Annotated in this window: 23 protein-coding genes, 4 tRNA genes and 1 riboswitch; of the genes, 20 read left to right on the top strand and 7 right to left on the bottom strand. The window is 45.4% G+C overall.

Annotated features, from left to right (window positions below; genetic code table 11):
* Nucleotides 1-4 precede the first annotated feature (4 nt).
* On the bottom strand, nucleotides 5-766 hold the full coding sequence (locus tag NSS94_RS07020; protein WP_029516347.1) for a DeoR/GlpR family DNA-binding transcription regulator: 762 nt from the start codon (nucleotides 764-766) through the stop codon (nucleotides 5-7).
* 245 nt (nucleotides 767-1,011) lie between these two features.
* Here NSS94_RS07020 and NSS94_RS07025 point away from each other — a divergent pair.
* The 6 genes from NSS94_RS07025 to NSS94_RS07050 all read left to right on the top strand — a co-directional run bounded on the left by NSS94_RS07025 (nucleotide 1,012) and on the right by NSS94_RS07050 (nucleotide 2,999).
* A tRNA-Glu gene (locus NSS94_RS07025) sits at nucleotides 1,012-1,083 on the top strand.
* Between the two features lie 86 nt (nucleotides 1,084-1,169).
* A tRNA-Lys gene (locus NSS94_RS07030) sits at nucleotides 1,170-1,245 on the top strand.
* Between the two features lie 15 nt (nucleotides 1,246-1,260).
* Nucleotides 1,261-1,343, top strand: a tRNA-Leu gene (locus NSS94_RS07035).
* A gap of 163 nt (nucleotides 1,344-1,506) precedes the next feature.
* Nucleotides 1,507-1,962, top strand: a complete 456-nt coding sequence (locus NSS94_RS07040) for a MarR family winged helix-turn-helix transcriptional regulator (protein WP_023987598.1) — start codon at nucleotides 1,507-1,509, stop codon at nucleotides 1,960-1,962.
* 185 nt (nucleotides 1,963-2,147) lie between these two features.
* Nucleotides 2,148-2,522 (top strand): helix-turn-helix domain-containing protein, encoded by a 375-nt coding sequence (locus tag NSS94_RS07045; protein ID WP_341039083.1) that lies wholly within the window; start codon nucleotides 2,148-2,150, stop codon nucleotides 2,520-2,522.
* 93 nt (nucleotides 2,523-2,615) lie between these two features.
* Nucleotides 2,616-2,999 (top strand): helix-turn-helix domain-containing protein, encoded by a 384-nt coding sequence (locus NSS94_RS07050; RefSeq protein ID WP_250243807.1) that lies wholly within the window; start codon nucleotides 2,616-2,618, stop codon nucleotides 2,997-2,999.
* A gap of 124 nt (nucleotides 3,000-3,123) precedes the next feature.
* Here the strand turns inward: NSS94_RS07050 and NSS94_RS07055 are convergent, their stop codons facing one another.
* The gene (locus NSS94_RS07055) at nucleotides 3,124-3,345 is read right to left on the bottom strand and encodes a Rha family transcriptional regulator (RefSeq protein ID WP_069291380.1); all 222 of its coding nucleotides are present in this window, start codon (nucleotides 3,343-3,345) and stop codon (nucleotides 3,124-3,126) included.
* 342 nt (nucleotides 3,346-3,687) lie between these two features.
* Between NSS94_RS07055 and NSS94_RS07060 the strand changes: the two genes are divergently transcribed.
* A tRNA-Leu gene (locus NSS94_RS07060) sits at nucleotides 3,688-3,770 on the top strand.
* Nucleotides 3,771-3,926: 156 nt separating this feature from the next.
* Here the strand turns inward: NSS94_RS07060 and NSS94_RS07065 are convergent.
* Nucleotides 3,927-4,403, bottom strand: a complete 477-nt coding sequence (locus NSS94_RS07065; protein ID WP_341039085.1) for a glutathione peroxidase — start codon at nucleotides 4,401-4,403, stop codon at nucleotides 3,927-3,929.
* A 465-nt stretch (nucleotides 4,404-4,868) separates the two neighbouring features.
* A riboswitch (cyclic di-AMP (ydaO/yuaA leader) is annotated at nucleotides 4,869-5,041 on the top strand.
* A gap of 114 nt (nucleotides 5,042-5,155) precedes the next feature.
* Between NSS94_RS07065 and NSS94_RS07070 the strand changes: the two genes are divergently transcribed.
* The 5 genes from NSS94_RS07070 to kdpC all read left to right on the top strand — a co-directional run bounded on the left by NSS94_RS07070 (nucleotide 5,156) and on the right by kdpC (nucleotide 10,454).
* Nucleotides 5,156-5,551 carry a hypothetical protein gene (locus tag NSS94_RS07070; RefSeq protein WP_340884718.1) on the top strand — a complete coding sequence of 132 codons (396 nt, stop codon included), beginning with the start codon at nucleotides 5,156-5,158 and terminating at the stop codon, nucleotides 5,549-5,551.
* Between the two features lie 183 nt (nucleotides 5,552-5,734).
* A complete protein-coding gene (locus NSS94_RS26205; RefSeq protein WP_071559652.1) occupies nucleotides 5,735-5,812 on the top strand; it encodes a potassium-transporting ATPase subunit F in 78 nt (25 codons plus the stop codon).
* Nucleotides 5,813-5,961: 149 nt separating this feature from the next.
* Nucleotides 5,962-7,638: a potassium-transporting ATPase subunit KdpA gene (gene kdpA, locus NSS94_RS07075; protein WP_340884719.1), complete on the top strand. Its 1,677-nt coding sequence runs from the start codon at nucleotides 5,962-5,964 to the stop codon at nucleotides 7,636-7,638.
* A gap of 37 nt (nucleotides 7,639-7,675) precedes the next feature.
* Nucleotides 7,676-9,706, top strand: coding sequence for a potassium-transporting ATPase subunit KdpB (kdpB, locus tag NSS94_RS07080; RefSeq protein ID WP_340884722.1), 2,031 nt, complete (start codon nucleotides 7,676-7,678; stop codon nucleotides 9,704-9,706).
* A 19-nt stretch (nucleotides 9,707-9,725) separates the two neighbouring features.
* Complete coding sequence (gene kdpC, locus NSS94_RS07085) at nucleotides 9,726-10,454, top strand: potassium-transporting ATPase subunit KdpC (RefSeq protein ID WP_341039086.1); 729 nt, start codon at nucleotides 9,726-9,728, stop codon at nucleotides 10,452-10,454.
* Nucleotides 10,455-10,553: 99 nt separating this feature from the next.
* Here kdpC and NSS94_RS07090 read toward each other — a convergent pair whose 3' ends face one another.
* The 3 genes from NSS94_RS07090 to NSS94_RS07100 all read right to left on the bottom strand — a co-directional run bounded on the left by NSS94_RS07090 (nucleotide 10,554) and on the right by NSS94_RS07100 (nucleotide 14,016).
* Nucleotides 10,554-11,753, bottom strand: a complete 1,200-nt coding sequence (locus tag NSS94_RS07090) for an MFS transporter (protein ID WP_340884727.1) — start codon at nucleotides 11,751-11,753, stop codon at nucleotides 10,554-10,556.
* Between the two features lie 13 nt (nucleotides 11,754-11,766).
* Nucleotides 11,767-12,309 carry a PadR family transcriptional regulator gene (locus NSS94_RS07095; protein WP_340884729.1) on the bottom strand — a complete coding sequence of 181 codons (543 nt, stop codon included), beginning with the start codon at nucleotides 12,307-12,309 and terminating at the stop codon, nucleotides 11,767-11,769.
* Between the two features lie 387 nt (nucleotides 12,310-12,696).
* Nucleotides 12,697-14,016 (bottom strand): Nramp family divalent metal transporter, encoded by a 1,320-nt coding sequence (locus NSS94_RS07100; RefSeq protein WP_340884731.1) that lies wholly within the window; start codon nucleotides 14,014-14,016, stop codon nucleotides 12,697-12,699.
* Between the two features lie 585 nt (nucleotides 14,017-14,601).
* Here NSS94_RS07100 and NSS94_RS07105 point away from each other — a divergent pair.
* The 3 genes from NSS94_RS07105 to NSS94_RS07115 all read left to right on the top strand — a co-directional run bounded on the left by NSS94_RS07105 (nucleotide 14,602) and on the right by NSS94_RS07115 (nucleotide 16,025).
* Entirely contained in the window at nucleotides 14,602-15,021 is a 420-nt protein-coding gene (locus NSS94_RS07105; protein ID WP_029516355.1) for an organic hydroperoxide resistance protein, read from the top strand.
* Nucleotides 15,022-15,144: 123 nt separating this feature from the next.
* Complete coding sequence (locus tag NSS94_RS07110) at nucleotides 15,145-15,471, top strand: hypothetical protein (protein ID WP_013309265.1); 327 nt, start codon at nucleotides 15,145-15,147, stop codon at nucleotides 15,469-15,471.
* Between the two features lie 128 nt (nucleotides 15,472-15,599).
* Nucleotides 15,600-16,025, top strand: a complete 426-nt coding sequence (locus tag NSS94_RS07115) for a thiol-disulfide oxidoreductase DCC family protein (protein WP_340884734.1) — start codon at nucleotides 15,600-15,602, stop codon at nucleotides 16,023-16,025.
* 8 nt (nucleotides 16,026-16,033) lie between these two features.
* Here NSS94_RS07115 and NSS94_RS07120 read toward each other — a convergent pair whose 3' ends face one another.
* A complete protein-coding gene (locus tag NSS94_RS07120; protein WP_049816931.1) occupies nucleotides 16,034-16,810 on the bottom strand; it encodes a DUF3153 domain-containing protein in 777 nt (258 codons plus the stop codon).
* 238 nt (nucleotides 16,811-17,048) lie between these two features.
* Between NSS94_RS07120 and NSS94_RS07125 the strand changes: the two genes are divergently transcribed.
* From NSS94_RS07125 to NSS94_RS07145, 5 genes are all read left to right on the top strand, one after another.
* Complete coding sequence (locus NSS94_RS07125) at nucleotides 17,049-18,020, top strand: metal ABC transporter solute-binding protein, Zn/Mn family (RefSeq protein WP_340884737.1); 972 nt, start codon at nucleotides 17,049-17,051, stop codon at nucleotides 18,018-18,020.
* A gap of 14 nt (nucleotides 18,021-18,034) precedes the next feature.
* A complete protein-coding gene (locus NSS94_RS07130) occupies nucleotides 18,035-18,799 on the top strand; it encodes a metal ABC transporter ATP-binding protein (RefSeq protein ID WP_029516358.1) in 765 nt (254 codons plus the stop codon).
* A 5-nt stretch (nucleotides 18,800-18,804) separates the two neighbouring features.
* Nucleotides 18,805-19,734: a metal ABC transporter permease gene (locus NSS94_RS07135; protein WP_029516359.1), complete on the top strand. Its 930-nt coding sequence runs from the start codon at nucleotides 18,805-18,807 to the stop codon at nucleotides 19,732-19,734.
* Nucleotides 19,731-20,618: a metal ABC transporter permease gene (locus NSS94_RS07140; RefSeq protein ID WP_069012197.1), complete on the top strand. Its 888-nt coding sequence runs from the start codon at nucleotides 19,731-19,733 to the stop codon at nucleotides 20,616-20,618. The genes NSS94_RS07135 and NSS94_RS07140 overlap by 4 nt, the downstream gene beginning before the upstream one ends.
* A 215-nt stretch (nucleotides 20,619-20,833) precedes the next feature.
* On the top strand, nucleotides 20,834-23,161 hold the full coding sequence (locus NSS94_RS07145) for a histidine kinase (RefSeq protein WP_340887071.1): 2,328 nt from the start codon (nucleotides 20,834-20,836) through the stop codon (nucleotides 23,159-23,161).
* Nucleotides 23,162-23,182 lie beyond the last annotated feature (21 nt).

Consider the following 23,182-nt stretch of genomic DNA (forward strand, 5'->3'; position numbering starts at 1 on the left):
TATTTTATGAGGGGACAACAACTTCAATATCATGATGTTGCAAAATTTCCAGCATTGCTGGTTCTGGCAAGCGATCGGTGATCACGATATTAACTTCAGATAAATCAGCAAAACGATACGGGAAATTAATTCCGAATTTCGAATGGTCCGCAAGGATGATCACCTGATCCGCCTGTTTCATCATCTGATGCTTCAGCATACCGTCTTCTTCATGAATCAGGCTTAGTCCGTGGGATGATATGCCTCCAATCCCGATAAAAGCTTTGTCTACAAAATAGTGAGACAAAGTGGCGATTACGGACGAGCCATATACATACCGGTGCTCTTTTTGCAGGCGGCCTCCCAACAGATGAATGGAGACACCGTCTTTTCCAGATAGTACGTCGGCCTGATTAATTGAATTGGTGATAACCGAACATTCCTGCACATTCAGTCTTTCTGCACACGCCTGTACGGTGGTAGAGGAATCCAATATAATACGATCCCTATCTCGTACCATGTTGGCAGCCAATTGTCCGATCACTTGTTTCTCCTCAGATACAGTAAGCAGTCTTTCGTTATAATTTCCAATTGGATCGTGATGCAGTTTAGGGAGAAGGGCGCCGCCGCGGGTGCGAATAATTTTTTGATGCTCCTCAAGTTTTACCAGGTCTCGACGGGCCGTATCCCGTGAAACATTAAAAATTTCACAAATATCATCCACCGAAATACGCTTGTGAAGCTGTAAGTAATCAACGATTTTTAACATTCGTTCTTCCTGATACATAGAAAGCTCCTCTGATATATAATGATTTCGGTATCTCGTAAGTGATTATAAGTAAATGTAAGTGGTATTGCAATCATTTATCATGATTTTTCAGGGATTAAATGATTCTAGATAAGTTAATGTAAGTGGACATGCATTTTGTAATGATAAAAACTGCTTTTTTTAAAATTTCAAAAATAAGTATTGCCATTTGTTATTCTATTTGATATACTCTTTCTTGTCGCCAAGTTGGCGCATAATAATAAGGCCCGTTGGTCAAGGGGTTAAGACACCTCCCTTTCACGGAGGTAACAGGGGTTCGAATCCCCTACGGGTCATTGTTGTCTTTATAGACTACATGTTGCATGCTTAAGGGAAATTCCTGAGGTCTGGTCTAATGGCGGACAGCTTGGATGAACAGCATGAGCCATTAGCTCAGTTGGTAGAGCACCTGACTTTTAATCAGGGTGTCGAAGGTTCGAGTCCTTCATGGCTCACCATTTATATTTTGTTATGCGGTCGTGGTGGAATGGCAGACACGCTATCTTGAGGGGGTAGTGAGCGTACGCTCGTGGAGGTTCGAGTCCTCTCGACCGCATCAATGGAATGAACGGAAAAGTCTCTCGCGGTAGAGGCTTTTTTTATTTGTGTAATGATGTAATAAAGTAATGATTATGATGAAATAATGATTCCATAGTATAATATAACGCCATAATGTTATAGAATGATAAGTATAAACTTATGAAGTGACGGTGAAAAATATGGACACTCAACTGTTAGGAAATATATCAGAAAATATTTTGGGCTTGTTTCCGATTGTGAAGAAGAAATTTTTCACCTACGGTCCGCTCGATTTCCCATTACACTTGTCGCCTAATAACTTTCAGGTGCTAATGCTTCTGCGTGAAGTACGTTCGTCTACGGTATCTGATTTATCCAAACAGCTCAATGTCTCACGTCCGAACATGACTCCTCTTCTGGACAAACTGGTGGAGCATGGGTTGGCTGACCGCCAGTCGTGTGATTCGGATCGCAGAGTCGTAAATGTAGCGATTACACAGGAAGGCGATGCTTTTTGTGAACAGGTATTTCATACCTTCTCCAATAAAATTCAAGAAAGACTGGTGTATCTGCCAGAAGAAGATTTATTGCATCTGAGTGAAACTTTGAATGAATTGAAGCATATTTTACTTAAAATCGACAACTCTGCTACGTGATTGGCGTAAGTGAACCGGCTTAAAGACCGCCCTTTCTTCGGAAAACAGGCGGTTTTTGTTGCGTGTTGTGGTATAATGGGAACCAACATACATAATTCGGTAATTTTAGCATACGTGATCTTTGAAATGGGAACAGAGAACATGATATCGTTATTTGAGAGCCTGCTAGGGAGGAAGGAACTTCTATGCAATCTATTTACCATCGCATCGAGGAACTCATCAAGGAACGGGGAATGACGAAAAAGGCGTTCTGCCAGCAGTTAGGCATTAGTACAGGGAACTTCGGGGATTGGAAAAGAGGAAAAACGACGCCAGGCACGAATAAACTCATTGAAATCGCTTCTTTTTTTGATGCCAGTCTGGATTGGATTATGCTGGGTCGAGATGTACAGGGTGAGGTGCTAAAGGAGTCGCAAGACCCTTATTTTTTTGATGCTTCAGGGCAACTGAATTGCCAGGGGGAACCGCTTAGTGAGGCGGAAAGAAATTTTATACTTGAGTATATTGAATTTACCCGCTTTCGTAATGAGAAAAACCAGCGCAATTCTACTATGGGGTAATGGTTGCTTAGGATTTGATGAGGATTACTAATGAGTAAGGCTAAAGAATGAAAATTATTTCAGAAAAAGTTACTGTGTCGGAGGGGAAATATTTTGGGAGATCAAACTATTTATCAGCGGATTGAAGCTTTGATTAAGGATCGCGGAATGACCAAGAAGGCATTTTGTGAAAAACTTAAAATCAGTTCAGGGAATCTTGGTGATTGGAGAAGGGGCAAAACAACGCCGGGTACCACCCATTTGATTCAGATTTCGGACTTTTTTAATGTATCGCTCGATTGGTTGATGAAAGGGATTAAGCCAGGAGAAGGCGTACTTCAGGAGCAGAAGGCTGCTTATTTTTTTGGAGTGATGGGGCCACTGAATTGCCAGGCAGAAAATCTGGAGACGGAAGAACGGAATTTTATTTTAGAATATGTCGAATTTGCAAAATACCGTAAGCAAAAAAGTGAGAAGGATAAAACAAAGCCAGAATAACTTTTTGGCTAAAAATCGTCTGGGTTGAAAACCCGTAAACGAACTGGAGAGGTTCGCTTTACGGGTTTATTTGGTTTCTTGGTGGTATGGAATGACCTATATGTAACTGGAATGCTTGTTGGGTTTAGAGTGGCGGTGCCTCCTTATAATCGTTATCGTCGATGTTCAGAATTGCAGCAACTTGTTTTCTGTACCTTTGTGCTTTGCGGGTGCCGTGAATCAGATTGGACAAGCGTGAAGGTGGAATATTGTGTGTCTCACAAAATGTTTTCTGATCCAGTCGAAGTTCGACAAGCCGTTGTTTGATGGCCCACCCGAAGGAGGTGACAGGCATTTTGTTGTTCAAGAGAAATCGCCCCTTACGGATTCTTGCGGAATAATTGGTGTGTTATAATAATCATCAGTAAACATGTTAGAATTAACCATCTAAAACTATGATACACTTTTATACGTGTTTTTACAATCGTAAATACGTTATTTCGTCAAATTAATTACTTAGTTAAGTGCTAGGTGGTTCTGATAATCCGTAAGGGGGCAACATTAATGCATAGTTCAGCAAGCGGTTATCTTTATGCAGGACGGTATTATTATCGCTCATATATGTATGTTAAAATAATTATAATATTTTTGTTTACAAATAGTTGATGAGAGAGTATAATAAATCTGTTGCCTCAATACATTATGATTTGCGGTCGTGGTGGAATGGCAGACACGCTATCTTGAGGGGGTAGTGGGCGTACGCCCGTGGAGGTTCGAGTCCTCTCGACCGCATTATATGCAAGACCTAGTTAAAAAAGCATCCTGACACGTTTTACGTGAAGGGATGCTTTTTTTTGTTAAGTATTTTTCGTTATATCCTTTAGCCACAGAAGCAACGGTAGACAACAGGTCGTTTATTAACTGTGATAAAGAATAATGTCAGTTTTGCTACAAAAGCTTCTCTATATCTCCCGCCAGTTTATCTGGAGTGGTTTGCGGTGCATAGCGCTTAAATACGTTACCTTCTCGTGTAATTAAGAATTTAGTAAAATTCCATTTGATCGCTTTGGACCCTAATACTCCCGGAGCTGTTTGGGTCAGGTAGCGAAATAAGGGGTGAGCTTGATCGCCATTGACATCTGTCTTGGCGAACATCGGAAAGGTAACACCATAATTGATCTGGCAAAACTCGGAAATCTCCTCGCTGGAACCAGGCTCTTGTTTGGCGAATTGGTTGCTGGGAAATCCCAAAATTTCGAGCCCTTGTTCATGGTACTGGTTATATAGCTCTTGTAGCGCTTTGTATTGGGGGGTTAACCCACATTTGCTGGCAGTGTTCACGATAAGCAGAACGTTCCCTTCATATATGGATAACGGAATTTGTTTCCCTTGCAGGGTTTGCGCATCATATTCATAAACGGTCATAGTATCTCTCCTTATTCAATATTCAACAATTAAATTGTAAGCAATTTAAAGAAGGGTTGCAAGTTTGGAAAAGTTGTATTAAGCCTTAGTCGCTGTAAAATCGTATTTTGCTCAAAACAGTAAATCGCACCGCAAATGGAGCGAATTAAGGTGTTTCTTCTTATAAAAGCGGGTTCAATCGGTGTTTAGCTGGTACATATAGCGTATTTTCTTCTCTTATACAAAAAAAAGGCCAATAACGCCTTACCCTACGCCAATATTGACATGCTTGTCATTTTCAAAAAGGGATGAAAAACAGAGATTGAGTGAGCTGTGAGAAGAATGGTTGTATTGTAAGCGTTATTATTAATCTTCTATGCTCTAAAGGCCGATTTATAACCCCGTAGTTGAGCTTTACAGTCTTCCTTGCGCGGGTGTATGATTCAAGACGTAATTTCAAATTAACTTGAATGAAGCAACAACGAAATGTCTATAGCGCTGAATTTTGCAGTTGCAAAAGCGGGGGAACCAATCGAGACTGTACGGCTTCGGAAGCCGTGTGTCTCATGGGGTGAATTTTCCGGTCAAGTACCAGAAATAGGGCGACTCTCACGTCCGAATCCGACAGCTAACCTCGTAAGCGTACAGGGAGAGGCAACAAACCGCCGTGTGCAGCCATGGTTTATTTTATCATGGATATGTAGAAGCCGGAGGAAAGCCTTTTTCCTTCGGCTTCTTTTTGTTGTCTTTTTATACCGGGAGAGGAGCTACTGATGGAAGGTCGGTTAATTATTGTCACTGCACCGAATGAAGCGGGCAGAAGTTTTGTGAAATTGCTTATGTTCAAAAAATTGGCGTTTGCAGTTCTCACGAATAGCGCCCAGGAGGAACGACAGCTCAAAAAAATGGGTGTGGAGCACATTGTCCGCATCAATACCATGCAAGCGGGAAAATGGAAATTTCCAAAAAAAGAAATTGGTAGTGTGTATTTGTTCGAGAACAGCTTGAATCTGACTTGCCGTTTCCTGCAAATATGTCGGCCACTAACATCGGAATCGATCTATGTTATTACGCACGGCTGTAATCCACAAGGAATTTATCGGGGATTGGGAGCGGACCATGTGATCTACACATTGAACGGAGAGGTGGGTTTTCTGCTGAACGGATAAGCACTTATAACATAGTTGTTTTATGATTTTATGATGAAATAAGAATGGCGATCTGAGGACCGATACGGAGGTTATGAACATGATGGATATATACATGCTGCTCGTCATGGCTGTGAGTTATGGAGTGATATTGCTGTTTGTACGCTGGTGTGATGCGCAGACCTCTAAAGGAGGACGAAGAGGATGATTGTTATACTTGGGCTTACGGCTATTGTGTTTATGTATTTAATCTACGCACTCCTGAACCCTGAAAAGTTCTAGTCAGCTATAGGGGTAGAGCGGGCGGGAACAACAGATCTGAATATTAAGCATCATAGGTAGCAGGTTTTCGCAAACGTGTGCACTCCATAGATGGTCTGAATCGGGTCTGTTGTTCCAAACGCAGGAGCATTTTGAAGGAGGAATAGAGGATGGAGCTGCTTCAAATTGGAATTGTGATCCTTATATTGCTGCTCTTGGTAAAGCCAATGGGTACATATATGTATCATGTATTCTCGAATGAACCGAATCGGACGGATCGGATTTTTGGCAGAACAGAAAAGCTGATTTATAAGGTAGTAGGTTTGAAGAAAGTGGAGAGCATGCGATGGACCACGTATGTTATGAGTTTCATTGCTACGAACGTCGTGCTTGTGGCGATCAGCTACTTGCTGTTGCGTTTACAGGGAATGCTTCCCGGTAATCCGGCGGGAAACAGTAATATGGAAGCATCACTAGCTTTTAATACGGTAATCAGCTTTATGACGAATACAAATCTCCAACATTATAGCGGAGAAAGCGGGCTTACGTATCTGACACAGATGGCGTTCGTCACGATGATGATGTTCACTTCGGCTGCTTCCGGTTTTGCGGTTGCTGCGGCTTTTATGAGGGGATTGACGCGGCGCGGTGAAGGGATGGGCAATTTTTTTCAAGATTTTATTAAAGCCATTATAAGGATTTTCCTGCCGCTGGCCTTTGTGCTAACGCTGGTGCTGGTTGGATTGAAGGTACCGCAGACGCTACAGCCTACGGCGGATCTTACGACGCTGAGCGGAACACAGCAGCAGATTTCTATGGGACCTATTGCTTCTCTGGAGTCCATCAAGCATTTGGGGACGAACGGGGGCGGTTATGCGGGAGCTAACTCTGCGCATCCTTTTGAAAATCCAAGTCCTTGGACGAACGTGCTGGAAATTTTGGCAATGTGGGTAATGCCGGCTTCGTTGCCGTATACCTTTGGATTGTTTGCCCGTAATCGTAAGCAGGGCTGGATTATTTTTAGCTCCATGATGGTATTGTTTCTTATTTTTCTATCCATTACGTACGTGTCTGAAAAGACAGGTAATCCGTTAATCCAGACACTGGGTGTGGATGCTTCTCAGGGAAGCATGGAAGGGAAAGAGGTTCGTTTCGGCATTGGACAATCGGCTTTATTCACTGCGGTCACGACAGCGGCAACGACAGGTTCGGTCAATAATATGCATGATACACTAACCCCACTGGGTGGTATGGCTGCTTTGGGAGAAATGATGCTAAACGTCATTTTTGGCGGCAAGGGTGTCGGGCTGATGAATATGCTGATGTATGCGATTCTGGGTGTGTTTATATGCGGACTGATGGTCGGGAGAACTCCAGAATTTATGGGAAGGAAAATTGAAGGCAAGGAAATGAAGCTGATCGCGATTGCCATTTTGGTACATCCGTTTCTCATTCTCGCCCCAACTGCACTTGCATTTATGAGTCATTGGGGATACGATGCGGTCACTAACCCTGGCTATCACGGGTTGACTCAGGTGCTCTATGAATATGCGTCATCTGCCGCAAATAATGGTTCGGGGTTTGAAGGTCTTTCGGATAACAACGTATTCTGGAACATGACAACGGGGATGGTTATGTTCTTCGGACGATATGTATCTATGATTGCATTGTTGGCTGTGGCGGCTTCGTTGAATGCCAAAGCACCGACTCCGGTGACGACGGGGACACTGCGCACGGACAACAAGTTATTTGGAGCCATTCTGATCGGGGTCGTGCTGCTGATTGGTGCGTTGACCTTTTTACCCGTCATCGTATTGGGACCTGTTGCTGAATTTTTGACCATGTGAAGAAGAAAATGAGAATGGATGAACGGGGTGTTTGATCATGAAGGAACAACGCAAACACATGCTGGACAGAAGCATCTTGAAGCATGCGATCAAGGATAGCTTTATAAAATTAAATCCGATGATCATGATGAAAAATCCTGTCATGTTCGTCGTGGAGATCGGTACATTGGTCGTGCTGCTAATGCTACTGTTTCCCGGTTATTTTGGAACTGGAAAGGAAATGGGCTTTAACCTGGCCGTGTTTGTTATTCTGTTGTTTACGTTGCTTTTTGCCAACTTTGCCGAAGCGCTCGCGGAGGGGCGGGGTAAGGCACAAGCTGCCTCTTTAAAAAAATCCAAGCAGGATACACAAGCTAACAAGCTCATCGGAAATGACATTCAGGTGGTTAGCTCAACCGAATTGCGTAAGGGGGACGTGGTTATTGTCTCCCAGGGCGAAATGATTCCAAGCGATGGTGAGGTCATTGAAGGTCTGGCTTCGGTGGATGAATCTGCAATTACGGGAGAATCGGCTCCGGTCATCAAGGAATCGGGTGGTGATTTTTGCTCGGTAACCGGCGGGACGCGAGTAGTCAGTGACCGGATTAAGGTGCGAATTACGACAGAGCCGGGCGAGACATTTATTGATAAAATGATTTCGCTCGTGGAAGGCGCACAGCGGCAAAAAACGCCGAATGAGATTGCACTGAACACTTTGCTGATTAGCTTGACGATTATTTTTCTAATTGTGGTGGTTACGCTAGCGCCGATTGCCCGTCATTTTAACATTGATTTGCCTGTTCCTGTGCTGATCTCGTTGCTAGTCTGTCTGATTCCGACCACGATTGGAGGACTGTTGTCAGCTATCGGGATTGCCGGTATGGACCGAGTCACCCAGTTTAACGTACTGGCCATGTCAGGCAAGGCGGTAGAAGCTTCTGGGGATATCAACACGATGATTCTGGATAAAACAGGTACAATCACCTTCGGGAACCGAATGGCGAGTGAATTCGTGCCTGTAGAGGGCGTGGAGAAGGCAGAGTTAGTGAAGTGGGCCGCGATTAGCTCAATGAAGGATGAGACGCCAGAGGGTCGCTCGGTTCTCGAATTGATGCGCAAACAGGAGCATACGTTGGATGCATCCTTGGCAGCAGGTGGAACCTTTATCGAATTCAAGGCGGAGACCCGGATGAGTGGTCTGGATCTGGCCGATGGACGAAAGGTACGCAAGGGTGCGGTGGATTCTGTTCGGCAATGGATCGTATCGCAAAACGGCAGTGTTCCAGCCGATCTGGAGGAAAAAGCGAATCAGGTAGCCTCTGAAGGAGGTACACCGCTGGCAGTCGCGCTGGATGATCAGATATACGGCATTATTTATTTGAAAGATACAGTGAAGCCAGGCATGAAGGAACGGTTTGATCAGCTCCGGGAAATGGGTATCCGTACGATCATGTGTACCGGAGATAATCCGCTGACAGCAGCTACAATTGCACGAGAAGCGGGAGTGGACGACTTTGTAGCTGAGAGCAAGCCGGAGGACAAAATCGCGGTTATCCGACGCGAGCAGGAACAGGGAAAGCTGGTTGCCATGACCGGAGACGGCACGAATGATGCACCTGCGCTGGCGCAAGCGGATGTCGGCCTTGCCATGAATAGCGGCACAGTCGCAGCCAAAGAAGCGGCTAATATGGTGGACCTGGATTCCGATCCGTCTAAAATTATTGAGGTGGTCGCGATCGGCAAGCAGCTGCTTATGACGCGCGGAGCATTGACAACGTTCAGCATTGCGAACGATGTTGCCAAATATTTTGCCATCATCCCGGCGATGTTCATGCTGGCCATTCCCCAAATGGGCGCTTTGAACGTCATGGGGCTTGGCTCCCCGCTGTCCGCTATTTTGTCGGCGCTGATCTTTAACGCGGTTATTATTCCGCTTCTGATTCCGCTGGCCATGAAGGGCGTGAAGTATAAACCGATGAGCTCGGATCGCCTACTGGGACGGAATTTGCTGATTTACGGTCTGGGCGGTATGGTCGTACCGTTTATCGGCATTAAGGCCATTGATTTGCTGGTGCATTTGTGGATTTAGCGCAGAAAGGGTGAATGACATGAGTGGTTTTTATCGGATAATGTCTGGACGCAGATTTGCTGCGCACGAAAAAGCTGAATCTGGCGGACAAGGTCATAACAAACATACAGGGACCGGGACTGTGTCGGAAGGAAAACCGGAGAGACAAGAGATGCGAGGAAGTACAGTTATTGGAGTGGCTTTGCGAACTTCGGTGCTGATGATTCTCTTGTGCGGTTTGGCATATCCGCTAGCCAGTACAGGAATAGCGCAGGTTCTGTTTCCGCAGCAAGCAAACGGCAGTATGCTTCGTGACGCGGAGGGGCGGGTGGTCGGCTCCGAACTGATTGGGCAGTCTTTCACTGATTCGGCGTTTTTTCAAGGTCGGGTATCGAGCGTTGATTATAATGGGGTTGGTTCAGGCTCTAGTAACTACGCACCGTCGAATCCGGCCTTGATACAGCGAGTCAAGGACTCTATTGCGGATTGGCAGAAGCATAACCCGGATGTGCCTGTTAGTCAGGTTCCGGTGGACCTGATTACGAACTCCGGCTCCGGTCTGGACCCACACATCTCGCCACAGGCGGCATGGATGCAAATTCCGCGCATTAGCGGCTTGACGGGTATCCCGCAGGATCAACTGAGAGCACTGGTGCAGGAGCAGACAGAAGGCCGCAGCGCCGGCGTGTTCGGCGAGCCGCGTGTCAACGTGCTCAAGCTGAATCTCGCGCTTGAGGCGCAAATGAAAGTAGAGCATGTCAAGCTATAGATGGATCAAAAAAAGGTATTCCTGAGCGATAAGCTTGAGGGATACCTTTTTTTCAGGGACTGGAATGCTCTGTGGTGTAAAAATATGTAATAAAATGTTTTATTTCTTATGGGGATATGAATTTTTGGCTTTCCTTAAGGTTGAAGCGAGTACGAACATGTATATAAATACAATAATGCCTATGATTAAATAAGAGAACTTAATATTCATTAGATCCGTGAGAGTACTGCTCAAAATAGGGCCGATCATTAGGCCAATCGAGTATGCCGTGTTATAGAGTGCAAAAGTAATTCCATAAGAATGAATTCCACTTCGTTGAGAGATATCAGCAAGTTGAGGTAAGCAGGGAGCAAGGACCATACCCATGCTAACCCCTAAAATAGCTAAAATAACAGCTTGAAGCGATAATATTGCTGGAAGTGCAGTTAGAGGAAGTGCGATGGATACCATAAGTAGACCGAGGAGAATTCCGTTTTTATAGCCGATTTTACTAGAAAACTGTCCTATAAAAGGTGTTGCCAGGCCATAAGCAAGTGTGGGAATAGCAAATAATAATCCAATAAGTCCTGGGTTAGCGCTAAAATTGTGCTGTAGGTGTAACGGTAATGTTGGCTCAAGTACGCTTGGGATGGATGCGCCGATAATCACCACTCCAATAACCAAAAGCAAATCTTTATTTTTCATGAACGAGAAAGGGGAAATATACTTTTCATTTTTCGCTTCCGGAATATCATGTAGGAGAATTAGTCGAAGTATAGCATCGATGACGGCCAAGGAGATGGCAAAGTAAAAAGGAAGCTGGTAACTTCCCCATTGATACAACCAACCGCCAATTGTTGGTCCGAGAAGGGTTCCGGCGGCTTGACCGGATAATGCCAAGCCCATGGCTTTACCACGTTCTTCAGAAGGGTATAGATCAGCCAAGAGAGCGAGTCCTGCTGTCCAGGTCATTGCGGCTGCTATTCCCTGAAGAGCGCGTGCCACTACAAGTAGCCAGAAAGTGTGGGCTATGGTAAACATTAAAGTGGAGGCTATGAGTCCAATTAACCCCCATAATAGAGGTGTCTTTCTCCCAATCCGATCCGTTAATAGGCCAAAAACAGGTGTAGCTATAAATAATGCGATTGCATAACTGCTGAATAAAAATCCGATTTCAGTTTGAGTTGCGCCCAAAGAATCTGCATACCTTGGCAAAATGGGAACGACTAATCCATAGATTAACATATCAATGAATACAGCTAATCCGACAACCATTAGTGCAGCTTTTTGCTTATTTTGTGCTCCTTTACTCAGTTTCATTATTACATCCTCCTCATAAATTTCTTCTGATTTCCTCTTTAATTTGTTTGACAAATTTTAATTGAAGCTCACATTGATCATAAATATTTCTGAAAATTAACATAACGTTTACAGGGATATCCATAAGTTCAGCTTTTTGTTCTTGCCCTAATTTCATTTCTCTATAGATTTTTTCGACGGCTTGCTGCTGAAAACTTAAAGCTTCTTCAATTTCATGGAGCCCAGCCTCATCCATAAAGGTTAAAGCTGTGTACAGTGCTGTTGGAAATACAACAGAAGATTCTTTAAATGATTCGATTAAAAGCCGACTAAACTCACTCTTTCCTGCCTCCGTGATAGCATATATAGCTTTGGACCGGTTCCCTGTCTGTTCTAACGTTTCTAACTGTACAATTCCTTCTGAATCCATTTTTTTTAAGGCATGATATATGGAAGCTGGTTGCACATAAGCCCATTTATCCGTTTGTGCAGATTGCATTTTCTGTTGTATTTCGTATCCTGACATTGCCCCATATTGCAGCAAGAGCCCAAGAACCATCACACGTGTTGTACTCAAGATAATATCTCCTCCATATAGTTTAATAATAAACTTTTAATACTAAACATTTAGTATTGTGATTTTACTGTAGCATTACAAACTAAGGAAGTAAAGAATTTTACTTAAATGAATAGACATACAATTGAAAATTGGTAATATGACTTTTGAAGTTAAAAAGAGCTTTTGAAAAGCAATACGAACAGGTTCGTAAGTAAGGGGAGCGCTCTACAACTCGGGAATATTCGATCCGTGTCGGGTAAGGAGATCATGAGAGCATGCTTGATGTTAGATTTGTGGAAAAGAATGCGGAGCTAAGCATAAAGAAAAGAGATATCACTACGCCTTTTATGGCGTTTTGGATATCTCCTGTTTTGGGTGTAGCTAGGCGTCTGTAAGCATTATTGTTCAACCTGAAATCGTTTGGATGATGAGTACTACATTCAAGATGATAATGACTGCGGTCACGAGCCAGGTTAGTACTTTTTGCCACATTTTATTTGCGAATTCGCCCATAATCTTTTTGTCGCTGGTAAAGAGCAGTAATGGAATGATGGCAAAGGGAAGCTGGATGGACAGGATGACCTGGCTCAGCACAAGCAGTTCCTCCGCACCTTTTTCACCTGCGATGGCAGTGACGATGACCGCTGGAATGATCGCGATGAGGCGGGTCACCAGACGACGCAACCAAGGTGAAAGACGAAGATTCAAAAAGCCCTCCATCACGATTTGCCCGGCTAAAGTGCCTGTTACGGTTGAATTTTGCCCTGAGGCGAGTAACGCTACCCCAAATAGTATGCTCGCCAGTGTGGTTCCCAGTAGGGGCGAAAGCAGATAGTAGGCATCGCTAATTTCGGCTACATCTGTTCTTCCTGCCGTATGGAATACAGCAGCTGCCACGATCAAGATGGCGGCATTAATAAATAATGCGAACATCAGCGCTATACTGGAATCCCAAGTTGCAAATGTAATAGCTTCCCGTTTACCTGCTGAAGTCTGCTCAAATTTGCGAGTTTGTACAATAGAAGAATGCAGATACAGGTTATGCGGCATTACGGTAGCACCCATAATACCGATAGCAATATACAGCATGCTTGGATTCGTCAAAATTTGCGAGTCTGGTACAAAGCCACCCAATACGCCGCCCCATTCCGGTTGTGCCAAAATGAGATTAATGCCAAAACAGCCGGCAATCGTCGCCATCAGTACAATGACGAGGGTTTCCAATGCCCGAAAGCCTTTGTTTTGCAGCAGTAAAATGAGCATAACATCAAATGCGGTAATGATAACTCCGTATAGTAACGGTAGACCAAACAGCAACTTCAGCGCAATGGCTGAACCGATGACCTCGGCTAAATCCATGGCTGCTATGGCAATTTCGCACAAGAGCCATAAGCCGATCGCGACAGGACGACTGTAGGCATCACGGCACATTTGAGCCAAATCTTTACCTGTGGCAATGCCAAGCTTGCCAGATAAGGCTTGCAGCAGGATGGCCATTAGGTTGGAGATTAGAATGACACTAAGCAGCGTGTAGCCGAATTTTGATCCGCCGGCGATGTCTGTAGCCCAGTTGCCGGGGTCCATATAGCCGACTGCGACCATATAGCCGGGTCCAGCAAAGGCAAGAAACTTCCGAAACCAGGTCCCGTCTTTTGGGACGCTCAAGGAACGATTCACTTCCGACAGTGAAGCGATTTCCGCGAAGTTACCCTTTGTATTTTTCATACGCTTCACCTTCTTTATGGATGTTGAAATATATTATTAGTGACATAACGATTGTGTTATCCCTATTGTACACTCCCAATAGTTTTTGTCTAGTACAACTTTTGTGTGGTCAAGCAAGTTAATCGTATTTTTGAAGCAATATGGCCATCGTATAAGCTGAACCATAGAAAAACCAAGCTATATCGCTCTGAGGGGAGCGGCTTGGTCGTTTTGGATTTTTTAAATTGTTGTCCATCTACCGGGTGAAGGCCCGTTCCATATTTTGTGAATTTCCTTCTCACGTGCGACAGAGTTATCCCATCGAATGGGTAGGACCATAAAATGGTCTTACCTTATTCCGTCCCCGAAAATTAAACGACTGGTGGAGATGGTTGTTCAATGTAGACGGCCCAAGTAGGGACCTATAACATATAGTGTAAACATGGTGGGGTGGAACTAAACGGTAAATGTACTAGTTTACATCCATATTTCAAATGATTCATTTTATGTAGTTCGTTTAAAGTACATACGAGAAGGAAATCATGTATTAACATGACGATAGGTTCCTGCGGAATGCAAAAAATATAGTGAAGGAGAGATGAAATCATGGAAGCATTATACACAGCATCAGCAACGGTACATGGTGGAAGAGACGGTTCAGTCGCTTCATCCGATGGAGTTTTGAAGCATAAGCTCAGCACGCCGAAGGAACTGGGTGGCGCAGGTGGAGAAGCTACGAATCCAGAGCAATTGTTTGCGGCAGGCTATGGTGCCTGCTATGAGAGCGCATTGGCTAATGTGGCCCGGAAGGCTAAGGTGAAGGTGGACAATGTTGAGGTCACTAGCCACGTATCTATCGGCAAGGATCCAAGCGATGGCGGCTTCCAGCTGGCGGTACGTCTGGATGTGAAAATACCCGGTATTGAACGCGCCCTGGCCGAAGATTTGGCACGCCAAGCGCATGATTTTTGTCCGTACTCCAAAGCAACACGCGGTAACATTGATGTCGAGCTTAATGTCATTTGACTGCATTTCTATAACTTCTACACTCTGGCCGCCGATTTATCGGGGGCTTTTGCACATAGATCTTGATTCGCTGAGATTCACGACCATTTGACATCATCGCCAAAATTCATTAAGATGGCTTAGGTGATTCTGGTCATCAGGTACGAAACAAATTTGAAAAATACGGGTGATATGATGTCTTACAGACCGAATATTGTTAATTTCACGCTGGCTGGCAGCAACGAAAAAGAAGGGCTTTATGAGTTTAAAATGAGTTTGGCCGATGGAACGGAGTGCCGCGTTTTTTCTCAACGTCATCCGGAGTGGACCTTGACGAATATTAGTCGACTGCTAACGACGCCTTGCCCGGTATGCCATAAGGATTTTATCTGCAAGTGTATGGATAAGTTCCATGAGGAGTTTTTAGAGCAAATTAATACGAAACAGCTGTTTGAGAAAGCATTGAGCTAGTTTTTCGAACAGGTAAAGACTATACATTTCTAAACAAGCGTCGGATACTTTCGGCGTTTTTTTGTTTATATTCATATGGTTGCGTTGATTGTATTCATGCCGTTGATTTCCTGGAGGTGAAATGCTATATGAACCAGTCTGATCATGCTCATTCAGATTACTCCATTGTGTTGGTGGATGGGGTATGCCACTTTTGTCAGGGAGCAGTCCGCTTTATTATCAAGCGTGACCCTAAGGGAACATTTCATTTTGGTTCCCTGCAATCCGAGGCAGGACAAGAACTATTACGTGCAGGAGGACTATCTGCGGATCAGCTGGATACGTTCGTGCTGATTGAAGACGGTACGTATTATACAAGGTCCACCGCGGCTTTGCGAATTGCCAAACGTCTTCGTTTTCCATACCCGCTGGCCTATGGTTTCATCCTGGTACCCCGCTTTGTGCGCAACGCAGTCTATAACTGGGTGGCGCGTAACCGATATCGTTGGTTTGGCAAGGATGAAGAGGATCAATGTCTGATCCCCCCACCAGAAATTAGACAACGATTTTTTTAGTTTCTTTTTTAAGTTTCTTTTTTGGAGCGATGTCTACGAATTAGTAAGATCACAGCGATCACGATCAATATCAGGCTCGTAACAGCTACATACATGATATGTCGTACATTGGGCACGTTAACAGACAATTTTAGCTCGTTAGATTCCAATGGAGCAATGTTCCAGTACAGTGTTTTTCCGTCTTCCGACACACGGTCCGCATTATGGGTAGCAGGTTGGATGGGTAAGGATAGGCTGAAGTTAAGATCCAGCTGCCGCTCCAGTAATTTGCGCGCAAACACATTCATTTGCTTAAATTTGTCACTCAGTCCTTGAGCTTCTTCAGGAAGCATCCGTGGTAGATCGAGCTTCATGGTAAGATCAATATTCGTTGTGAAAAAATGTTGGCTCACAGCGCGCTTTATTTCTAATCCCTCAGGTAGATGTAATCCCTGACTGGGATTTTTTTTGTTTGTGCTCCAATCTCCTTGATAATGCCCCTTGATTTGATATCCCTTTCTTCCCTGTTCAGCTAGCGGCTGTACATCTACATTGTTGCTTTGAATACGCTTGACTAATTGATCTAGCACCCCGGGATTGTCCAACATCATCAGTGTCTGGTTGTTTACGCTGAACGTCGCATCCATATCTACACTTTGATCGAGATGAACATCTACATGGATGTCACCTCGAGCACAGGAAGTTAGGGCAAGCAGACAGCATACCAGCATAAAAATGAGCAGTATTTTTCGTATCCGAACTTGCCGACGTTTGTTCCGATATGGGCTGTACCCTATTGGCTTCATGACCTACACCTCTTTATATGTATTCTTTGGTTTAACGATTGGATATCTTCTATATATTACACATTGGGAGAACGAAAATCGAACGGTATAACGAAATACATAAGAAGAATTATATTTCACAAAATGTTTCCCTAGGTAAAAACTTTAGTGTATACTCTAAAATATAGTATTGATAAAAAATAATTGAATCAAGGAAATAGTTTGTCCCAAAACGAAATTCAAAGGAGGATTTTAAAACATGAACAAGCAGTTTAAGAAGGCTTTGCCGCGCTGGGTAACGACAGTTGGAGTATTGTCTCTAGCTCTGGTTCTAGCGACTGCATGTACCGATGCTAAGAAGAAAGAGCAGGGAAGTGCGAGAGAGACGGGACAAAAAGTAAAGGCTACGGCTACCATCGGTATGATCTCTGACATTGTCGGCAAGGTCGGCGGTAATCATGTGGAGGTCACGGGAATTATGAAGTCAGGCGTTGACCCGCATTTGTACAAGGCTTCACAGGGAGATATGCGCAAGCTGGATCAGGCCGATGTTATTTTTTATAACGGGTTGCATCTGGAAGGTAAAATGCAGGACATTCTGGAGAAAATCAGCAAGCAAAAACCCGTCATACCCGTGTCCAAAAACATCACACAGGATCAGTTGCGTGCAGGTAGCCCGGAAATGGGATCTGAGCATGATCCACATATCTGGTTTAACGTACAGAATTGGATGTCTGCGGTAGAAACCGTCAGAGATGAATTGTCGACGCTAGACGCTGTTCATGCGGAGGAATATAAGGCCAACGCAGAAGCCTATCTTACTGAGCTGCGAAAGCTGGATGATTACACGAGAGAGCAGATTGCCAGTATACCGGAAGCCCAGCGCGTGCTTGTCACGGCACATGATGCTTTCGGCTATTTCGGAGATGCCTACCACATTCAAGTGAGAGGACTTCAAGGTATGAGCACAGAATCAGAAGCGGGTTCTCAAGATGTGACCAAGCTGCGAGATTATTTGGTGGAGCATAAAGTCAAGGCCATATTCGTAGAATCTAGTGTTCCGAGAAAGGCCATAGATGCGGTTATTCAGGGGGCCGCTCAGCAAGGTCATACAATTGAGGTTGGTGGCGAGCTGTATTCGGATGCCATGGGTGAAGAGGGCACAGAAAATGGAACATATATCGGAATGGTCAAGCATAACGTCAATACGATTGTTAAAGCTCTTAAATAAGGAGGCAGAGATACATGGGGCATTCACCACTTGTCGTTCGTGATTTATCGGTAGCTTATCAAAAAAAGCCCGTTTTGTTCGATGTTTCCTTTGAGGTGCCGGAAGGCAAGCTGATTGGTATTATCGGCCCGAACGGGGCTGGGAAATCTACACTGATCAAGGCAACGCTTGGATTGATTCCAAAGCTTAGGGGCGAGGTGCTAGTTTACGGCAAGCCCTATAAGCAACAGCTGCTTAAGGTTGGCTATGTACCACAGCGGGAGTCGGTGGATTGGGATTTTCCGACGAACGCATTGGATGTGGTTTTGATGGGACGGTATGGCAGATTGGGCTGGTTTAAGCGTCCGGGAGCAGCAGATCGTCAGGCTGCAATGGAGAGTTTGGACAAAGTTGGAATGAGCCAATATGCAGACAGACAGATTAGTCAATTGTCTGGCGGCCAGCAACAACGTGTTTTTTTAGCCAGAGCACTCGCGCAGGACGCTCAGCTTTATTTTATGGATGAACCGTTCGTCGGTGTGGACGCTGCAACGGAAAAAGCCATTATTTCATTGCTCAACGATCTGAAACAGCAGGGTAAAACCGTGCTTGTCGTTCATCATGATTTATCTACAGTCACGGATTATTTTGATCAGGTTATGCTGTTGAACGGGCATCTTATGGCGTTTGGAGAGACGACAGATATTTTTACCGAGGAAAATCTGCAGCGTACGTATGGCGGGCGTCTGAGTATACTCAAAACAGGCCCGGATTCCGGCACGATACTTGGAGTGAGGTGAGCAGTATGACAAGCTTGGCAACGCTTTTGACCGATCCAAACATGCAGTGGATTTTGCTGGGCTGCATTTTGCTCGGTTTAAGCAGCGGGGTGATTGGCAGTTTTATGTATTTGCGCAAGCAGTCGCTCATGGGAGATGCTTTGGCACATGCGGCTTTGCCGGGGGTATGTGTGGCATTTATGATCACAGGTACAAAATCTGTGTTTGGATTTATGATTGGGGCCGCCATTGCAGGGATTGTTGCGACCTTTGCTATCAGTGCGTTAACCCGGTATTCGCGAATTAAAAGCGATTCGGCGATTGCAGCGGTGCTGTCGGTATTTTTTGGCTTTGGCATTATGTTGTTGACCGAAATTCAGCATAGTGGCGCAGGAAACCAAAGCGGATTGGACAAATTTCTATTTGGTCAAGCTGCGGCAATGGTATTGTCTGATGTCTATACGATGGCGGTAATTTCAGTGGTACTCATCGGAATATGTATATTATTTTTCAAGGAATTTAAGTTGCTCAGCTTTGATCCTGGCTTTGCGCGCGGACTTGGTTTTCCGGCAGGTTGGCTGGATAAGTTGTTGATGCTATTGATTGTCATTGCGGTGGTTGCTGGCATTCAGGCCGTGGGAGTCATAATGATGGCTGCCTTGCTGATTACCCCGGCAGTGTCGGCAAGATACTGGACAGAGAAGCTGGGTGTCATGGTGTGTCTATCAGGCTTGTTTGGTGCTATAGCGGGGCTTGGTGGGACGCTCATTAGCTCTCTGGGGCAAAATCTGCCTACAGGACCGTTATGTGTGTTGTGTGCGACTGTGGTGTTTGGAATGAGCTTGATTTTTGCGCCGCAGCGCGGGATGATCTCCAAGGCTATCGTTCGGTTGAACGCCAGGAAAAATCTGGAGCTGACAGTCGGAACACAGCCAAGGGAGGAGCGTGCCCTATGAGTTCATTTTATGTAATTTTGACGGGAATGTTAGTGGCAGGGGGATGTAGTATCGTTGGGTGCTTTCTTGTGCTCCGAAAAATGGCTATGATCGGTGATGCAATCAGTCATGCGGTACTGCCGGGGATTGTCATTGCCTTTCTCATCAGCGGATCGAGAGATTCGGTGTGGATGATGTTTGGTGCGGCAGTGCTGGGTCTTCTAACGGTGTACCTGATTCAGCTGTTCCAACAAAGCGGTCTGCAAAGTGATGCTGCTATTGGCGTGGTGTTTACGACATTGTTTGCTATCGGTGTTTTGCTGATCAGCGTGTTTGCTTCCAATGCCCATCTGGATATGGATCACGTTTTATATGGGGAAATTGCTTATGTGCCGTGGAATACGTTAGAGATAGCTGGCTTTGATGTCGGTCCGAGGGCTGTGTGGATTACGGGTGCGATGTTTTTGATCAATTTGCTCGTGATAGGGGGCTTTTTCAAGCAATTTAAAATTACTTCCTTCGATCCCGCTTTGGCAGCTTCATTAGGCATTCCAGTTGTTTTTTTTCATTATCTGCTGATGAGTCTCGTCTCATTAACGACGGTGGCGTCATTTGAGAGCGTGGGCGCAATTCTGGTGGTTGGCATGCTCGTTGTACCGCCTCTTACCGCTTATTTGCTGACGGAGAAGTTGTCCCGTATGATTGTATACAGTGTCGGACTTGGGGCCATCAGCTCGGTCGCAGGCTTTTACACAGCAAGTGTATTGGATGCTTCTATTGCGGCATGTATGCTGTGTGTATCGGGTGTGTTGCTGCTTTTGGCTTTTCTCTTTTCCCCGTCTCATGGTGTGGTATGGCAAAAGTTAATTCAACAACGGGGGATCGTTGGCGAAGATAGCAAGTGATTGTAGGAAGTGATCCCATATGAGTTACCCAAAATAGCGTGCATTCAGGCATAGGAGACCTGAATGCACGTTTTTTTGCGCTTATGCTACCCTGTGCGGCTTTTTTTGGGGCAAGCTTGATTGATCATCTTGAATTGATTGGGACACGGGAGTACATTCATTACAACCATATAAGATGGACGGAACGAGCGGCTACGCTGTGGGGAGGAACGAAAGTGGAGAGCTTCAAACGTAAATCACCAGAGGAAATACTGGATTCGATTAACAAATTGCATCGAGGCAGACTCAAAATATACATGGGTGCGGTCAGTGGCTCGGGTAAAACGTATCACATGCTGCATGAGGGACGGTCGCTGCAGCATGAAGGTATCGATGTTGTGATTTGTGCGGTATCGACCATGCAGCGGCCTGAGACCGTGGAACAGGTCGGCACGTTGGAGCGAGTGCCTAGTATTCATTGGATAAAAGATGGTGAGGAGCAAAAGGATCTGGATGTGGAAGCTTTGGTGGCACGAAATCCTGAGGTGGTACTGGTGGATCATTTGGCACATCATAACCGGAAAGACGCCCCATTTCCAACACGGCTGGAGGATATTCGGTATTTGCTGGAGCAGGGGATTAGCGTCATTACGACGGTCAATGTTTATGAACTCGAAGGAATTACGGAGTGGGTATATCAGTTGACAGGCTTTGAAGCGGAATATACGGTTCCGGTTGATACACTGGAGCTGGCGGATGAAATTCGTCTGATTGATGCCACCCCGGAGATGATTTTGGAACGGCTGGCGAAAGGCTACATGCATACGCCCAATCCTGAGATGTTTCACCGGGGAAATCTGGGTAAATTGCGTGAGCTTGCCTTGCGATTGGTAGCAGAGGATGTGAATGATTCGCTGGAACGGCACCGGGAGGAGTTGGGCTTGCACGGGGCGTCAGGAGCCGCAGAGCGTATTTTAGTACCTGTCCAATATCATTGGAATGGGTCCATTTATGTACGCAGGGGGGAACAGGTCGCCAAGCGGTTGGGTGGAGATATGCTAGTAGTCTCCTTTGTCAGCTCGAAGCGCAAGCTGTCCAAGGAATCAGCAGCCTTTAAGCGCTCAATTGAGCAATTGGCCGACAAGATAGGATCAACATTTGAAGAAATCCCGCTTTTTTCCCGCAGAAGGTTGCCTCGCCAACTGATTCATTATGCGGTGACGCACAATGTTACCCGTATTGTTATGGGACATTCTCGGCAGACTCCGTGGCAGGAGCTGATGAAAGGATCGCTGGTGAACGGGATTTTAAAACGAATGAAAAATATGGATCTACTGCTGATTGCGGACCGAGCCGAGCAGGAGGGTGAGCGAATTTTACCAACGATGAGACAGGAGGTAGAAGAGAATGACCCGTATCATCGTTTGAGCGTTGAGGAAGCACAGGCTGAGGCAGCCAAAATCCTGCGAGGCAAGCTCAAGGTATACATTGGCGCTGCTCCGGGGGTCGGCAAAACATACACGATGCTGAGAGAGGGAAACGATCTGCTGGAGAGCGGGATTGATGTGGTTATCGGATTGCTGGAAACGCACGGAAGAGCAGAAACATTGGCCCAGGTAGGCTCTCTGGAGATGATCCCTCGTCAGTCCATTGAGCGTCATGGCGCACACTTGGAAGAAATGGACACCGAAGCTATTCTCAGGCGCAATCCCGAGGTGGTGCTAATTGATGAGCTGGCTCATACCAACGTCCCAGGAAGTCTGAGATCCAAGCGCTATGAGGATGTGCTCGCCATTTTGGAACAAGGGATTTCTGTGATATCTACAATGAATGTACAGCATCTGGAGAGCTTAAATGATGCGGTAGAACAGATTACTGGCATACGAGTGAGAGAGACTGTTCCCGACCATATGATGCGTCTGGCCGATGAAGTACAGCTTGTTGATGTGGCTCCCAAATCGTTGCAGCAGCGTATGCGTGAGGGCAAAATATACGATCCTGCGAAGGTGGAACAGGCACTTAGCCACTTTTTTAAACTGGGCAATCTGATTGCGTTGCGTGAACTTGCTTTGCGGGAATTGGCAGATGACGTAGATGAGCGGTTAGAATCCTGGGATCGACACGAATCACTTCGGGGACCGTGGCGCAGGGAGGAAGTGATCTTCGTAGGCGTGACGCTAAGCGAAAATGCTGAAAGGTTGATCCGCCGTGGTTTTCGTATCGCCTTTCGGCTAAAGGCTGTGTGGATTGTGACGTATGCTCATGTCGGTGAGTGTATACCCGAGAGACTGAACCCTCGTCTGGAACAACTAAAGTTGCTGACCCACCGACTGGGGGGAACCTTTGAGATGCGGCTTGTTTCCAGCCGACGCGAGATTGCCGACATTTTGATTGCTCCGGTGGAAGGATATTCAGGAACGCAGCTTATCGTGGGGCAGTCTTCCCGAAGTAGCTGTTGGGGGAAGTCTGCGGTTGTGCCGAGGATTCTCCGTCAAGCACGTCATATGGATGTTCTAATTGTGGCGGATTATGACCCGGATATTAAGCTGGAGGTAGATCATTAATTAGCCCAGTAAATTCATAAA

Source organism: Paenibacillus sp. FSL L8-0644 (assembly GCF_038008165.1).
Taxonomy (GTDB): Bacteria; Bacillota; Bacilli; order Paenibacillales; family Paenibacillaceae; genus Paenibacillus; species Paenibacillus polymyxa_D.

Excerpts from the sequence above, each read along its gene's own strand:
- NSS94_RS07140 (WP_069012197.1), top strand. The coding sequence starts at position 19,731 with ATGAGTTCATTTTATGTAATTTTGACGGGAATGTTAGTGGCAGGGGGA.
- NSS94_RS07040 (WP_023987598.1), top strand. The coding sequence starts at position 1,507 with ATGGACACTCAACTGTTAGGAAATATATCAGAAAATATTTTGGGCTTG.
- NSS94_RS07100 (WP_340884731.1), bottom strand. The coding sequence starts at position 14,016 with ATGAAAAATACAAAGGGTAACTTCGCGGAAATCGCTTCACTGTCGGAA.
- kdpC (WP_341039086.1), top strand. The coding sequence starts at position 9,726 with ATGAGTGGTTTTTATCGGATAATGTCTGGACGCAGATTTGCTGCGCAC.
- NSS94_RS07090 (WP_340884727.1), bottom strand. The coding sequence starts at position 11,753 with ATGAAACTGAGTAAAGGAGCACAAAATAAGCAAAAAGCTGCACTAATG.
- NSS94_RS07120 (WP_049816931.1), bottom strand. The coding sequence starts at position 16,810 with ATGAAGCCAATAGGGTACAGCCCATATCGGAACAAACGTCGGCAAGTT.
- NSS94_RS07045 (WP_341039083.1), top strand. The coding sequence starts at position 2,148 with ATGCAATCTATTTACCATCGCATCGAGGAACTCATCAAGGAACGGGGA.
- kdpB (WP_340884722.1), top strand. The coding sequence starts at position 7,676 with ATGAAGGAACAACGCAAACACATGCTGGACAGAAGCATCTTGAAGCAT.
- kdpA (WP_340884719.1), top strand. The coding sequence starts at position 5,962 with ATGGAGCTGCTTCAAATTGGAATTGTGATCCTTATATTGCTGCTCTTG.
- NSS94_RS26205 (WP_071559652.1), top strand. The coding sequence starts at position 5,735 with ATGATTGTTATACTTGGGCTTACGGCTATTGTGTTTATGTATTTAATC.
- NSS94_RS07070 (WP_340884718.1), top strand. The coding sequence starts at position 5,156 with ATGGAAGGTCGGTTAATTATTGTCACTGCACCGAATGAAGCGGGCAGA.
- NSS94_RS07065 (WP_341039085.1), bottom strand. The coding sequence starts at position 4,403 with ATGACCGTTTATGAATATGATGCGCAAACCCTGCAAGGGAAACAAATT.
- NSS94_RS07135 (WP_029516359.1), top strand. The coding sequence starts at position 18,805 with ATGACAAGCTTGGCAACGCTTTTGACCGATCCAAACATGCAGTGGATT.
- NSS94_RS07115 (WP_340884734.1), top strand. The coding sequence starts at position 15,600 with ATGAACCAGTCTGATCATGCTCATTCAGATTACTCCATTGTGTTGGTG.
- NSS94_RS07105 (WP_029516355.1), top strand. The coding sequence starts at position 14,602 with ATGGAAGCATTATACACAGCATCAGCAACGGTACATGGTGGAAGAGAC.
- NSS94_RS07130 (WP_029516358.1), top strand. The coding sequence starts at position 18,035 with ATGGGGCATTCACCACTTGTCGTTCGTGATTTATCGGTAGCTTATCAA.
- NSS94_RS07125 (WP_340884737.1), top strand. The coding sequence starts at position 17,049 with ATGAACAAGCAGTTTAAGAAGGCTTTGCCGCGCTGGGTAACGACAGTT.
- NSS94_RS07020 (WP_029516347.1), bottom strand. The coding sequence starts at position 766 with ATGTATCAGGAAGAACGAATGTTAAAAATCGTTGATTACTTACAGCTT.